This is a genomic window from Leptospira fletcheri, from assembly GCF_004769195.1.
Lineage (GTDB): Bacteria > Spirochaetota > Leptospiria > Leptospirales > Leptospiraceae > Leptospira_B > Leptospira_B fletcheri.
On the sequence record NZ_RQET01000009.1, the window covers coordinates 269,735 to 283,888 of the forward strand.

The 14,154-nt window shown below is 49.2% G+C and carries 16 protein-coding genes; 3 read left to right on the plus strand and 13 right to left on the minus strand.

Annotation, left to right across the window (positions count from 1 at the left end):
• Window positions 1-19 precede the first annotated feature (19 nt).
• Entirely contained in the window at window positions 20-1,603 is a 1,584-nt protein-coding gene (locus EHO60_RS13395; RefSeq protein ID WP_135768696.1) for a phytoene desaturase family protein, read from the minus strand.
• Between the two features lie 91 nt (window positions 1,604-1,694).
• On the opposite strand from EHO60_RS13395, the gene EHO60_RS13400 reads away from it, so the two are divergent.
• Window positions 1,695-2,315 carry a TetR/AcrR family transcriptional regulator gene (locus EHO60_RS13400; RefSeq protein WP_135768697.1) on the plus strand — a complete coding sequence of 207 codons (621 nt, stop codon included), beginning with the start codon at window positions 1,695-1,697 and terminating at the stop codon, window positions 2,313-2,315.
• A gap of 23 nt (window positions 2,316-2,338) precedes the next feature.
• Here EHO60_RS13400 and EHO60_RS13405 read toward each other — a convergent pair whose 3' ends face one another.
• From EHO60_RS13405 to speD, 11 genes are all read right to left on the minus strand, one after another.
• On the minus strand, window positions 2,339-3,370 hold the full coding sequence (locus EHO60_RS13405) for an SAM-dependent methyltransferase (RefSeq protein ID WP_135768698.1): 1,032 nt from the start codon (window positions 3,368-3,370) through the stop codon (window positions 2,339-2,341).
• 13 nt (window positions 3,371-3,383) lie between these two features.
• On the minus strand, window positions 3,384-4,175 hold the full coding sequence (locus EHO60_RS13410) for a DUF1295 domain-containing protein (protein ID WP_135768699.1): 792 nt from the start codon (window positions 4,173-4,175) through the stop codon (window positions 3,384-3,386).
• Window positions 4,176-4,191: 16 nt separating this feature from the next.
• Window positions 4,192-4,689, minus strand: coding sequence for a DUF2062 domain-containing protein (locus tag EHO60_RS13415; RefSeq protein WP_135768700.1), 498 nt, complete (start codon window positions 4,687-4,689; stop codon window positions 4,192-4,194).
• Window positions 4,686-5,984, minus strand: coding sequence for an SAM-dependent methyltransferase (locus EHO60_RS13420; protein ID WP_135768701.1), 1,299 nt, complete (start codon window positions 5,982-5,984; stop codon window positions 4,686-4,688). The genes EHO60_RS13415 and EHO60_RS13420 overlap by 4 nt, the downstream gene beginning before the upstream one ends.
• On the minus strand, window positions 5,971-6,753 hold the full coding sequence (locus tag EHO60_RS13425) for a DUF1365 domain-containing protein (protein WP_135768702.1): 783 nt from the start codon (window positions 6,751-6,753) through the stop codon (window positions 5,971-5,973). Before EHO60_RS13425 ends, EHO60_RS13420 begins: the two co-directional genes overlap by 14 nt.
• Window positions 6,744-8,036: an NAD(P)/FAD-dependent oxidoreductase gene (locus EHO60_RS13430; RefSeq protein ID WP_135768703.1), complete on the minus strand. Its 1,293-nt coding sequence runs from the start codon at window positions 8,034-8,036 to the stop codon at window positions 6,744-6,746. The genes EHO60_RS13425 and EHO60_RS13430 overlap by 10 nt, the downstream gene beginning before the upstream one ends.
• Before the next feature lie 73 nt (window positions 8,037-8,109).
• The gene (locus EHO60_RS13435; protein ID WP_210409370.1) at window positions 8,110-8,571 is read right to left on the minus strand and encodes a YqaA family protein; all 462 of its coding nucleotides are present in this window, start codon (window positions 8,569-8,571) and stop codon (window positions 8,110-8,112) included.
• 39 nt (window positions 8,572-8,610) lie between these two features.
• Window positions 8,611-9,429: an orotidine-5'-phosphate decarboxylase gene (gene pyrF / locus EHO60_RS13440; protein WP_135768704.1), complete on the minus strand. Its 819-nt coding sequence runs from the start codon at window positions 9,427-9,429 to the stop codon at window positions 8,611-8,613.
• A 2-nt stretch (window positions 9,430-9,431) separates the two neighbouring features.
• Complete coding sequence (speE, locus tag EHO60_RS13445; RefSeq protein WP_135768705.1) at window positions 9,432-10,274, minus strand: polyamine aminopropyltransferase; 843 nt, start codon at window positions 10,272-10,274, stop codon at window positions 9,432-9,434.
• Window positions 10,275-10,284: 10 nt separating this feature from the next.
• Window positions 10,285-11,151, minus strand: coding sequence for an S-adenosylmethionine decarboxylase (locus EHO60_RS13450; protein ID WP_135768706.1), 867 nt, complete (start codon window positions 11,149-11,151; stop codon window positions 10,285-10,287).
• Between the two features lie 114 nt (window positions 11,152-11,265).
• Window positions 11,266-11,652, minus strand: a complete 387-nt coding sequence (gene speD / locus EHO60_RS13455; RefSeq protein WP_167880221.1) for an adenosylmethionine decarboxylase — start codon at window positions 11,650-11,652, stop codon at window positions 11,266-11,268.
• Window positions 11,653-11,840: 188 nt separating this feature from the next.
• On the opposite strand from speD, the gene EHO60_RS13460 reads away from it, so the two are divergent.
• Window positions 11,841-12,341: a hypothetical protein gene (locus EHO60_RS13460; protein ID WP_167880222.1), complete on the plus strand. Its 501-nt coding sequence runs from the start codon at window positions 11,841-11,843 to the stop codon at window positions 12,339-12,341.
• Between the two features lie 17 nt (window positions 12,342-12,358).
• On the opposite strand, the gene EHO60_RS13465 is transcribed toward EHO60_RS13460, so the two are convergent.
• Window positions 12,359-12,859 carry a DUF2505 family protein gene (locus EHO60_RS13465; protein WP_135768708.1) on the minus strand — a complete coding sequence of 167 codons (501 nt, stop codon included), beginning with the start codon at window positions 12,857-12,859 and terminating at the stop codon, window positions 12,359-12,361.
• A 157-nt stretch (window positions 12,860-13,016) separates the two neighbouring features.
• Here EHO60_RS13465 and alr point away from each other — a divergent pair, with 157 nt between their 5' ends.
• Complete coding sequence (gene alr, locus EHO60_RS13470) at window positions 13,017-14,150, plus strand: alanine racemase (protein ID WP_167880223.1); 1,134 nt, start codon at window positions 13,017-13,019, stop codon at window positions 14,148-14,150.
• Window positions 14,151-14,154 lie beyond the last annotated feature (4 nt).

Consider the following 14,154-nt stretch of genomic DNA (forward strand, 5'->3'; position numbering starts at 1 on the left):
CGGGACGAGAAGAAGGCCTTTAGTTTCTAAGCAATTTCAACATCCTCGAATCTCCGACCACTGCGGTCGCTGTGGCTAACCCCGCCATCATCGCGCCTGCAATTCCGGGAGATCCCGCGTCCGCTCCCGTGAGATACAGTCCGGAGACCGGGGTGCGTACGTCGAACCAAGGGCATTTCTCCTTGTCGTACCGTTCCGCCACGCAGGCGAGACCGTAAATCGCTCCGTCCGGATGAGAGGTAAAATGTTCGTTCGTAATCGGAGTGGAGAGTTCCGAGTATTCCACGAGTTTTCCGAATCCGGGAAAGCGACGTTCCAAAGTCATGAGCATCCGATTCGTGATCTTTTCCTTTAAAGATTTGTAATCTTCCCCGCGCTTTTTCCAAGGCAAGGATTTCCATCGGGCAAAATGATCGTAGTCCGTGAACGTGATCACGTCGGCGGTATGGTGCTTCGCTTCCGGATTCTTGAGACTGGGAAAGGAAACGTAAAGATTCGGAATTTCTCCCGAGCCCTCGATCCAATCGTTCCTCTGAGAGAAGTTCCGATCATGATCGGGCGAAGAAAAAATCCAATAGTTCTCCCCTTTGAATCCCAGCTTCGCAGGACTGTCCGAGAGTCCTAAATACAAGCAAAGACTGGTGGTCATTCTTTCCCGATCGTAAAAGTCCAGGAGGGAATTCCGGAACGGAATCGGAACCGATTCGGGAACCAGTTTGGTATAAGTAGGATAGGCACCCGCGCAAGAGACCACTACGGGAGCCAGAAATTCCCTCTCCAATCCTTCTCCCCGAAGAGCTTTGGTCCGGACGCCTACGGCTTTTCCGTCTTGGACCAAAATTTCCAGTACCTCGGTGGAGGAAAGTACCGTTCCTCCACCTTTGACTACGATTTCTTCCACGGCATCGAAGATACGGCCGGCTCCACCGACTGGATAGTATCCCCCGTTGATATAGTGTTGTACCAAAGAAGCGTGCATGGCAAACGCCACCTTGGACGGAGGAAGTCCATGATCTCCCCATTGGGCGGCCAAAATCCCTTTCAATTCCTCGCTCTTGAAATTCGCGTCGAAATATTCCTTCAAAGTCCGGATCCCACCCTCTCCTAATAATTCGGAAAAGGATTCCAGAGGAGGAGGAGAAAGACGGAGCATCAGGGATTTTCCGAACAGCGCCGAAGTTTTCTTGATGTCCTTCAGATACTTTTCGATCGCGGGTTGTTCTTCCGGAAACCTCCGGATCAGGTCGGCTTGGAATCTAGCGGGATCTCCGTAAATGTCGAAGGTACTGTTCGGAAAGACCAAACGCTCGAAAGGATCATGCATACGCTTCCAGATCACTTTTTTATCCGTGACCTTATCTGAGATTTTTTTGCAGAGTCCGTCCTCGTGCATATCCCCCACATAGTGGATTCCTACGTCCCAATGGAATTTTCCCTGCTTTCTCTGGAATTCGTGGGTGAAACCCCCGGGTTGGAAATGCTTTTCGAGAATCAGAACCTTTTTCCCTGCGAATTGGGTAAGTAGACTCGCCGCAGTAAGGCTCCCCATTCCGGAGCCGATAAAAATGACGTCATATCGATCGTTTATCGTTTCGTTTTCCATTGACAATATCCCCCTCGCCTCGAATAATGTTAACACTTATTACATTAATCGATCAGATGTAATACTCGTAAACAATGTAATAAATGTCAACATGAAAATGAAGCCGGATAAAAATTCTTATCACCACGGGGATCTGAAACGCGCTCTTTTGGACGCATCGATCCGTATCCTAAAGGAAGAAGGTTACAAGGCGCTGAGCCTGAGAAAAGCCGCCTTGACGGCTGGAGTCAGCCAATCCGCACCGTACAGACATTACGCGGATTTGGAGTCCCTTTACGCGGACATAGCGGAGGAAGGATTTCGGCTCCTATCGGAAAGACTCAAGAGTTTCCAAAGCAGGTATAAAAAAAGACCCTTGTTGCTATTCCGCGAATCGGGAGTGACCTATGTGGAATTCGCCCTGGAACATCCGGACCTATTCCGGATCATGTACGGGAACCAGATCGAGAGCCATTCGCGGTACGAAACCCTGGTCCTCGCAGAGAACGATTCCTTCCGAATCATCGTGGAAATCATCCAAGACTGTAAGAATGCGGGACTGATCCGGACGGACAGCGTGGAAAAATCCGCAACTGCCGCCTGGACGATGGTGCACGGGATCGCGGTGTTACTCGCAGGAAAGCAGGTGATGTTCCGCTCCGTGGATCTGCAAAAGGCAAGAAAGGTCACGAAGGAGCTGATCTCTTTCCTGTACAACGGAATGAAGGCGTAGAGCGACGGCAGAGTTCGGATCGATCACCTCTTTTGAAACAGATAATGAGAGACGGCCCATTCTTCCCCATCGCGAAACTTCCAGAGCTCTGCGCAGGAGAGAAAGAAGACCTTCCAATAGACGAACCATTTCAAGGAGTTTTCTTTTCCGTACGTTCTTTCGAAGATCTCTAGAATTTCCTTTCGATTGGAGTACATGTTCCGAAGCCAGGCCTCGGAAGTCAGAGAGTAATGCTTTCCGTTGATTATCCACTGGTTTTGTATGAGAAAATCCTTTTGGAAATACAAAAGAAGATCGTGGGAAGGCATCTGTCCGCCGGTAAAAAAATACTTCGCCATCCAGTCCGTATCGTCCACCACTTCGAAGGGATAGGAGTACGTCTTGTGCGTGAAAATATGTACGAAAAACAAGCCGTCCTTTTTTAGGAAGCCCGCCAACCTTTCGAAAAGAGTCTCGTAATTCCTGACATGTTCCAGCATTTCCACAGAAACGATTCGATCGAACTTGATTTTCGTCTTAAAAACGTTCACGTCGACGGTTTGGATCGTAAGATTTCTAAGCCCTCGTCTCCGGGCTTCCGCGTCTATATATTTCTTTTGGCTCGTAGAATTGGAGACTCCTAGGATTTTACACTTCGGATAGGTTTCGGCGATATACAAGGAAAGAGAGCCCCAACCGCAACCTAGATCTAGGACGGTCATTCCGTCTTTCAATGCTGCCCGTTGGCAAGTGAGCTCCAGCATGGCTCTCTCCGATTCGTCGATTCCGACGTTCGGGGATTGCCAAAATCCGGAACTGTATTTCATGTATCTCCCCATGACCGATCGGAAAAAGTCGGAAGGCACTTCGTAATGCTGCTCGTTGGCTGCAATCGTATGGATCGCGATCGGAGAATCCTTCAGTTTTCGGACAACCCCGATCAGATGTTCCTGATTTTGCTCTCGTGTTCCCCTGTTTTCTTGGCGGAGACGGACCTTAAGCAATTGCCGGATCCGAATCCGGATCAACCAATCGGGGAAGAGATCCTTTTCCAGAAGTCGGTACAGGTGATTCATCCTTTTTTTCCGCTTATTTTCCGGGGAACCAGGGGACGAACGCACTGGTTTTACGACGGTATTCCTGGTAAGCTTCTCCCTTCGATTCGAGCTGCCCTTGTTCGTTTAACGGAATTCCGGTGACTTGCGTCAACAATACGAACATGACGATCGGAGAAACGAGTCCGATCCAACCCCAAGGAGAAGCCAACGACACTAAACCGAAGGATACCCAGATCACCCATTCGAAAAAGTAATTCGGATGCCTGCTGTATTTCCAAAGCCCGGTGTCGCAGACTTTTTGCAGATTCTCCGGTATTCTCTTGAATTCGGAAAGTTGAAAGTCCGCGACGGACTCTCCCACGATTCCGACGGCAAAGAGCGATAGCCCTAGAATCTCCAGAGGATGAATGGTACCGGAAGGATTCAGTGCGGGAAAAACGAAAGGCAAGCTTAAGACGGTTCCGAGCAATCCTTGGAATTGGAAAACGTTCGTAAAGAATTTGCGATGTACCTGATCTCCGTATTCCTTCCGGAAGGCGGTATATCTTCTATCTTCGTGTCCACCTAAAATCCGGGTCGTCAGTATGAAATAGGAAAGTCTCCAACCCCAGACCGTGGCCATAAACGCGAAAACGGTCTTATGGATCGGATCTCCGGTACCGAGGATGAAATAAACGATCGCGGCCGAGGAAATACAGAGACCCCAACCCAAATCCACGATGGCGTAATTCCCCAAAACCCTCCCCAGCAGCCAAAGCAGGCTCATCAACACGAAAACAAGGACCCACGCGACCAACATCAAAAACAGCGCGTTTTCGTACATCCGGTTCTCCTAAGCCTTAAAGGGAATCCTTGCGGACAATCCGATCGATTTTTTTCACGAGAGGCAATACGACAAAATAGGTAGCGAAAGACAGAGCCGGGACCGTCGAACCCCATCCGACCACGGCGTAGAGAGCGGAATCGACCAACCCTTTCCACAACAAGGAAGGATCGCCGTCCACGAATCGATACGCCCATTCCAAATCCGGGCGAGTGCCGGACAATCTCGCCCCGAACTCCAAGAAAGGGATCAACAAAAAAATCTGCAAGGGATACATCGCGTAATTCGCGAGTTGCACAGAGATCGGATTCAACCTAAGAAGGAATCCGAACACCGCCGCAAGGGCCATCGTGGTCCCGATCAAAGGAAAGACTCCGATCGCTCCGCCTAGAACGAGGGAAAGCGCGATTTTTTCCGGACTGATTCCCGTCTTCAACTCCTTGACGATTGCCTCTTTCAACTTTCCGACAAAGGAAGGCTTGACCGGAGTTTTTCGTTTTTCGTTCGTACTCACGCTAAATTCAGACTCAGATTATTCGGACGAGTATAGACGACTTGGACTACGCTGATGTTCCGCATGTAAAAAGCGGCAGCGCAATAGGAAAAGTAGTATCTCCATTTTCTGACGAACCTTTCGTCATGGCCGAGCGCCCGGATTGCGGGAAGGTTTTTTTCGAAGGAATGCAGCCACAAGAGAAGAGTCCGATCATAATTGCGTCCTATGTCCTCCATCTCGTGCAGAAACATATTCCCTGTCCGATTGACCGCCTGATTGATCCTGGCGATGGAAGGGAGGAGCGATCCGGGAAAGATATGCTTCTGGATGAAATCCACACCTTTCCGAAAAGACTCATAACGGGAATCCGGGCAGGTGATGATTTGATGGACCATCAAACCGTCCTTTTTCAGGACCCGGTTGCACATAGAAAAAAAATCCTCGAAATATCGATGTCCTACCGCTTCGAGCATTTCCACTGTGACAATCTTATCGTACATACCCTCCACAAGTCTATAGTCTTTTAAGCGAACTTCGATTTTATCCTCCAAACCCGTGCTGCGGATTTTTTCCTTCGCGTACCGAAACTGTTCCTCGGAGATCGTATAGGTTACCACATTACATCCGTAACGGGATGCCGCATACGTGGAAAACCCGGCCCATCCTGTCCCGATCTCCAGAACGCGATCGGAAGGCGTTAAGCGCAATTTCTTGCATAGACTTTCGATTTTGGCGATCTGGGCCTCTTCCAAAGAATCCTTAGGATCGAGGAAAGTCGCGCAGGAGTACGTCATAGTCGGATCCAAAAACTTCCCGTAAAATTCGTTCCCTAGATCGTAGTGCTCGACGATGTTCTTCTTGCTTCCTCTTAAGGAGTTCCGTCGGAAAATATGCAATAGCCGATTTCCTAGATTCATCATGGTGAGATGGAAATAATCCTTTTTAGAGCCGCTTACGGAAGGCGCTTCGTCCAAATTCAGCAAGAACCAGCAGATGATGGATCTGATATCGTCCGTATCCCAATCCCCGTCCATATACGATTCCGCCAAGCCGAGGTCTCCGTGCAAAACCAACTTTTTAAAGAAGGCCGGATTCCGGACCTGGATGAGAGCGCGGTGGAATTCCGCCGGCTCTCCCGACTCGGGATCTCCTAAGTGGACTTGTCCTCCGTCGGAGAGTAGGATGCGCAGAGACCCCCTTTTCATTCGGGAGAGCGCCGTCCAAAAAAGGCGCTTATAAAACCCGGTTCCGTTCGAAGATACGGTCGAACGGGAATCTACGGATCCGACTTTGGCAAGGTTATCGCTTTCCAAGGTGAACTCCTATCTGTAGGTCGGCGCCCTCCTTCTTTCGGATAAAAGGGACTCTGTAAAGATACAATTTGAACGCCTGCCAATGGATCAGCCCGATGATTTTCAACGTGACTAGAGGATATTTCAGAAACATCCAGAGCAAATTCAGATCGTTTAGTTCCCTCGCTTTTCCGGTGTACGTGGTCACTATGGTCGTGTTTCCTTTTTCCAGGGTGTCTATACGTACATGCAACTCCCCGTCTTTCGGAGGAGAAAGCCGAAAATCGAAGACGGAATCCAAGTTCGAAAAGGGAGATACGTAGAAATATTTCCCTTCCGTCTTGCGAAACCCGTTCCGATCCAACGTCTCTTTTCCCAAAAAGTACGGTTTCATTTCACCGAACGTATTTCCCACTTCCGCAACCGCGCAGATGGGAGAACCGGATTCATCCTCCGCAAAATAGAAGGAGACGGGATTGAAAGTGTATCCGAACACCCGCAGGTTCGTCACTAGGACGACCTTCCCTATCTTTTCTTTGACTCCCTGGCTCCGGATATACTCCAGAAAATTCTCCTTTATATCAGAATAACCGTAGTTCAGATGATCGGAATCGTTAAAGGAAAACAAACGCCTTCGGTTTCTTCCCAGGAGAAAGAGGGAATTTCCCAAGCGATCGAGTTCGTCCAAATCGAGTTGAAACGTAAAAATCCCGTATCGGAATCGATTCCGCTTGGGAAGAAGTCGACGGTGCATCACCTTAGCTTCCACGATTTTAGAGTTCAACCCCATATCTTCCTTCCCAGAAGCGCTTCCGAAAGATTTTTGGCGGACCACAATGCGTCCTCGTGGAATCCGTAGCGGAAATAACTTCCGCAGAAATACAACGGGCCGGTCCGATTCAATTCGGAAAGTCTTTGTTGTGCCCGAAGAGAACCGACATGAAACAAAGGATGTTCGTATTCGATCTCTTTTATGATTTTTCTCCGGTCCACCTTTCCCGGATCCCCGATGGAAACGTAGTAATTCCTCTTTTTCGAAACTTCCTGTAGGCTGTTCATCCAATAGATCGTGTGCGGTCGGATCCTTCCGTCGATCCGATCCATACTGTAATTCCAGGAAGACCACGCGGATTTGATCCTGGGCATGACCGAATCGTCGGTATGAAGAGTCGCCACGTTTTTTTGGTACTCGAATTGAGAGAGTAATTCCTTTTGTAAAGGGGAAGGTTTTTTTAATATCCGCAAGGAGACGTCGCCGTGGGTGGCCAGAATCACTTTGTCGAAGGTCTCCGTCTTTCCGCCTTTTAAATGGAGTCTGACTTTTTTTCCCGAAACGACTTCCACTCCAGAAACTAGAGTCTTGAGTCGGAACGAATCGGAGATGGGAGCCGTGAGACGCTTTACGTATTCCCGGGAGCCCCCTTTTACGGTGTACCATTGATGTTGCGTGTTCAAGCCGAGAAATCCGTGGTTCAGAAAAAATCTTACCAAGGAGATAGCCGGAAACTCGGACATCAAGTCCTCCGGAGTCGACCAAACCGCGGAACTCATAGGCACCAGATAGTATTTTAGAATATCCGGATGATATCCCGCTTCCTTCACATATCTTCCCAGGGAGTAATCCGCGTACCGGCGATCCTCGAGTATCGAAGGGGCTTCCGAATTAAATCTCTGAATATTCAACAATAAACGAATAAAATTTCCATTAAATAGATTTCTCCTTTGAGCAAAAAGACCGTTCAACCCGGAACCGCAGAACACCAGATCCTCCGGAACGTGTTGCACGCTAAAGGACATACTCGTCTTTTGGGTCGGTACGTTCAGTTCCTCGAACAACCGCTTCAGGTTCGGATACGTCACATGATTGAATACGATGAACCCGGTATCGATTGGAATGCGTTCTCCACCATCGTCCACGAAGACGGTATTGGAATGTCCTCCGATATAATCGGCCTTATCGAATACGGTAAGCTCGTACTCCTCTTTTAGAAAATGAGCGCAGCCCATTCCGGCGATGCCTGTCCCGACGATGGCTAAACGCCGATCCGTTTTCTTTTGGGAGGATCGCTTCAAGGTAATCTCCGAAAAATCTTTCCTTAATAGACTCGGGGCGAAGGATTCTGGCCGAAAAAAATTTCCACTGTCCTTACGTACCCAGAAATACACCCGCCGAAAGAAGCAGATATCTTAATATTCTAAGGGAAAATACGATCGGCACGAAGATCCAAAGGCTCTGCCTGAAAAAGCCCGAAAGTATCGTGATCGGATCGCCGATGATCGGCAAAAAGGAAAGAAGCAAAACGGGAATTCCGCGTCTTTCGATCCTGGATGCCCAGAGGGCGTAGAGCTTGGACTCAGAGATCTTTTTCTGCACTTTTCCGCGAAACCAAAAACCGATCCCGTAATTGAAAAGGCAGGCGCTGCAATTTCCGACGGAAGCCCAGAACACCGCCTTGTCCGAAGGCATCCCGGAAAAAATCGCCAAAAGGAGTGCGGCCTCGGAACTAAAAGGCAATATCGTCGCGGCCGCAAAGGAAACCAGGGTGAGTCCCAAGCCGCCGTAGGAACCGATCAGTTCCGATCCGAATTTCGTAAAATCCAGGTCCAAGCGCGGATCAGAAGAACAGCTTTCTCTAATAAAGTCGAGTCATTTCTTATCTTTCAGCAGGGTCCGCATTTCTTCGGCGATCTTTTTCGCGGCCTTACCGGCGGCTTCGGCAAAATCGGACCCGGGAGAGGAAAAAATAATGCTTCTAGAGGAGTTCACCAGGGAGTTTTCCCCACATACGGCCAGCACGTCGTTTAACGATGCTCCTTGCGCCCCGTAACCCGGAATCAAAAAGACCCGGTCCAAATGCGATTTTCTAAGTTCCCCCATTTCGGCCGGATGTGTGGCTCCGACTACCAAGCCCACGTTTCTGGGAGAGAAGGATTCACTTACGGCCGCAACTTCCTCGTACAACCTTCTCCCGGTTTCGGAGAACGTCTTCTTCTGGAACTGTGCCGAGTCCGGATTAGAAGTCAGACAAAGTAGAAATACCATCTTAGAAGAATCCTCTATAAAAGGACGGACCGTATCCGCACCCATATAAGGGGAAAGCGTCAATGAATCGACTCCCAGATCCTTAAAAAAGAATGCGGCATATTGGCGTGCCGTGTTGTCCAGGTCTCCCCTCTTTGCGTCCGCAACGATCGGAATCCCTGGATAATGGATCTTGATATGACGGATCAATTTTTCGAATTGAGAGATTCCCTGGGAACCGAATGCCTCGAAAAACGCGATGTTCGGCTTATAGGCGACCGCATAATCCGCAGTGGCATCCACGATCTCTCTAGAGAATAAGAATAGCTTGTCTTGGTTTCCGTCCAGAGAGGAAGGAAGCTTGGAAATATCCGGATCGATTCCGACGCACAAAAGAGAACCTAAGTCCTCTCTGCGTCGTACGAATTTAGAATAAAAATCCAAGGCTACTTACGGACGATGTATTCCTGCGCGAAAGGCGGGAGAACAAAGGCCGCTTTATGCATCTCCGCGGAATAGTATTTTAATCCCTTGGGAACCCGTTTCGGATCCGGTTCTACCTGATAAGGATCCGGTCCTTTGGAACAATAGCTAAATCCTATGATTCCGGAAGGATAAGTAGGAACGACCGTAAAGTAATACCCACAATGCCGGAAAATATCGGGAATGAACTGAAACAATTCCCGGATCACTTTTCCGTGATAGTAAAAACTTTCCGCCTGAGTCGTACAGATTCCGCCTTCTTTCAGGGAAGCCGCCATGGTCTCGTAGAAAGGCCTTTTAAAGAGCACTTCCGCCGGTCCCACCGGGTCGGAGGAATCCACGCAGATTACGTCGAAGTATTCTTTGTAATCCTCAACGTATTTGGCTCCGTCCGCATACACGTGCTTGACCCGAGGATCTTTCATCGCATTCGCGATCCCGGGAAAATATTCGTAGCAGACGTCCACGACGCCCTTATCGATCTCGCAGAGGTGTACTTCCTTGACGGAAGGATGTTTCAGCACTTCGCGAACCGTTCCTCCATCCCCTCCGCCGATCACAAGGACCTTCTCGGGATGGGGGTGGCTCATCATCGGAACATGGACGATCATTTCGTGATACGCGTACTCGTCCGCCTCGGTCATCATGACTACACCGTCCAAGGTGAACATACGACCGAAGCCCTGGGACTCGAATACGTCTATCTGTTGGAAGGGGGTCTTGCGACTGTGCAAGAACTCCTTTACCTTAATCTTGAGCGCGCGCCCGTTCGGTAGTTCGAGCGCTTCGTCCAGCCAAAGTTCCAATCTGCCCCCTTTAGAAGCGGTTCGTTACTGTAAGGCGCATCGCATCGCCTTTGAAGAAGTTGCGAGTGAATTCCGCTGCCACTTTCGGATCGTACCCTTTGCAGGAAAAGATATCGATATAGGAAGTGTTGCTCTCGTTCGCAAAATGTGCAGAGATACAGGAAGTCTCGATAAGCTGGAACATGGAGTATCCGGCTACCCTTTCATCCTCTCCGAAGTGAACCACTACGGTTTCACCGAAGCGTTTCATTTCGATCAGATCGCAGAGTTCCAAAACGTAACGTTTGATCGCGTCCGCATCCCGGATCAGAGCCGCATCGCAATTTTCCAGATCGATGGAAGTCAAAAGACCCCATGCTCCGTTTTTGAAAGGTTCGTACACTTTCAATTCCGGATCGGTTTCGATCTTGGATTGGATGTAAGACGGGAAGTTCCCGTTGAATCTCTTTCTAACGATCTCCGCCTCTTCCGTTCTTGCCCATGCCAATTCCGGATTTTTCATCGCAGGATGGTAAGTGATTTCCTCGCCTACCGCGATGTCCCGGAGAGCTACCAAGGTGATATCTCCCTGGAAACCGCAATTCGGTTCCGCACTTTGACGGATGTAATGTACGGAATCGACTCCGTCGTCATGCAAGGGGGACACGAGGTAAAAATCCTCGTGCACGCGATGAGGGGTCGCCAGTCCGGAAAGCCCGGCCAGTTCGTTCTTATGAACCGCCTTGCCTCCCCATACCGCGACGACTCCGCCGGCAGGAATCGCCTCCCTGGTTAAGAGGAAGGTTTCTCCGGCGTTAGTCTGACTCAATTCGATGGAATTTCTCAAATAAGAAAAACGACTTACGATTTTGGATGTTTCTTTAATCTCTAGGTTCATACTTTGATACCTCTCCTCGTGTTAATAAAATAAGAGAAAGCCTTCCTCCCTCCGGGGGAAGGAAATTCGTTCTTAGCGATGGGGGGTTGTCCGGCACTGCCGGATAGAAAGTACTTAATTCCCAATTGGTTTGTGTGGTAGGCCTACGCCTAGTTGCAACAAACCACGCTTCATTTCCACTACGGAGATGCTTTTCGCACCGAAGCGTTCCTTGAGATATTCCAGAGCAGCCTGGTTATCGATGATGTCTCCGCACGTGAAGACGTCTATGGCACAATAACCGTATTCGGGCCAGGTATGGATCGCGAAATGGGATTCGCTTACGACGACCACTCCACTCACGCCAAAAGGACTAAATCGGTGAAACACGGATTTAATCGTAGTGGCGCCGGATCGGTCGGCTGCCTTCAACATGATATCTTCTACCAATTCGTGATTGTTGATGGTCTCGTAATCACACTCGTAAAACTCTGCAATTACGTGCTTTCCCAATGCGTTCATCTACTGCCTGACACCTCCGAAATTGGTTTCTCGGTTAGAAACCGAGCATGCGTATGACTATGTTTTTTTGTCAACTCTCTACGTAAATTTATATTTATTTTTTCCGTTTCTTTTTCTTAGAATCGGAAGAAATAGAAATCCCATTATATTACAATTCTGTGGAAATACAAGAAGCGAGGCCCTGTACTTTGAAGGATTGGACGAAATTCATTTTTAAAAAACGTGCCCTTTTGGTTCTTTTCGGGCTCTTTTGCCTGATTTTATGGTTAGCTTTGAATTTCGATTTCGGAAAATTTCTCTCCAAAAATGTTCCGAACCAAGCGGAAACCAAGGAAGCAGTGTTTGCCAGAGCGGAAAAAAAAGGGAGCAAGGGGGTTCTCTTCCTGGTGGAGCCTCGGAACTGCGGGTCCTGCGCAACAATTCAGGAACAACTGAAGAGCCTTGAGGCTCAAGGTTGGGAGTTCCTTCCGATTCTTCCGGATTCGTCGGATTACGAACGTATTCTGGCGGACGATCGATTCTCCGAAAAACTTTCTTCCCTCTCGGCAGGCAAACCGGTCTGGGGGGCCTGGAACCTCGGAGAGGAGTTGGTATATCTGGGAGGAACTTGTTCGAAGGACAAAAGCAAAGAACTCGGAAGTCCGTACGCGGGACTTCCGAGTTGCATCGGAGAGCCATCGGCTCCTTGAAAGACAGAGAAAACGGTTTAGGCGCCCGAGTTTTGGCCTCTTTTGAGGAACTCGGAGATCGAATTCTTGTCCTTTTCGAGGGAATGCCTGTGAATTTCCTCGATCACCGTTTCGATCACGCTTCCCATTAGGAAGACTCCGGAAATCACCTGTACGTCGTAACTGCGTTCCGATTCGCCCGGGTTCAACTCTTTGTAGATGGAAAATCCCTTGATCGTAACGATGGAATCGTTTCCCGGAGGGGCGATCGTAAATTCGTGCGTGTTTGTGGAAAGATCGAAGACGGAATTTTCCAACAGGGACGGATCGGAAAGCAAGGTAGCCAGGACTTTGGGCAGGGAATCCGCCAGCTTCACTTTTCTCTTTTGGAAAACCTTGTTTCCCTCCTTTCTCTCCTCCAAAAGCTCCACATTTTTCAATTCCGGAAACTGATCCAGGTACTTGTAACGATCTTCCCTTGCTTTGAGCAGGTCTTGGAGGGGAACGGGGAAGGTTTGCACTACTTTATATTGCTTCATCCGGCTATTTCCTGGGGTGGTTGGTAAGCGTTTTCTCGGGCAGTCTGCGTGTTTTTCCCCCCTCGGGAAACCCTTTTTTTTCCGGGATCGATTCGGAAAAAACTATTGGGAAGAATCCGGGAGAACTCAATATTAGGAGAAACGGAAGAGACGACCCTTGAACGACAGAACCTGGATCGAACTTTCTCAAAAAGCAGTGACTCAAAACCTGAACAGTTTCCGTTCCCTCCTCCGACCGGAAACTCTTTTAAGCGCAGTCATCAAATCCAACGCATACGGGCACGGACTTTTAGAAATGGCGAAGCTTGCCTTAAACGGCGGGGCCGATTTGCTCGCGGTCAATTCCCTGGAGGAAGCAAGGGAATTGCGGAACTCCTTTCCTTCGGTGCGCATTCTCATCATGGGAGCCACCCCGGACCTGGAAACAAGAAGGGAAGAATTTTCCGATCCGGATTTTTGGACAGTGGTATCCCGGATAGACGAAGGGAAGTTACTGGCTTCCTGTTCTCCGCGTCCCAAGATCCACCTAAAGGTGGATACCGGTATGGGGAGACTCGGAACCTCCGGTAACAGACTGGAATCGACTCTTTCCTCTTGGAAAAAAGAAAATCTCCCATTGGAGGGAGTGGCCACCCATTTTGCCAGTACGGAGGACGTGATCGAGCAAAGGTATTCGAAGGAGCAAATCCGAAAATTTTCGGAAGCGATCTCCGAAGCCAAGTCCCTCGGCTATGACGATCTCGTCCGGCACGCCTGTGCATCTGCTTCCACCATGCTTTTTCCGGACGCACATTATGATCTTGTCCGGATCGGGATTTCCCTTTACGGCCTCTGGCCAAGTCTCCAAACCAGGTTATCCTTGCATTTGACCGGTAGAACCAAATTCCAACTGCGGCCGGTAATGCAATGGAAAACGAAAATCGTCCATATCCAGGATTTAGATGCCAACACGTACGTCGGCTACGGCTCTACCTATCAAACCAGCGCGCCGACTAGGATAGCGGTTGTCCCGGTCGGTTATTACGAAGGCTTGGACCGAAAACTTTCCAACAACGGCGTGATGTTGGTAAAAGGAAAAAGGGCGAAAATTCTAGGCAGGATCTGTATGAATATGGCGATGTTGGACGTGACCCATATCTCCGATCCTAAAATCGGCGATGTCGTGACGATTCTAGGATCGGACGGCGACGAGGAAGTCTCCGCCGACGACCACGCCAATTGGACTAATACGATCAATTATGAAACTACTACACGAATCAGCGAATCAGTACCAAAATACATCGTGGATTAAATAA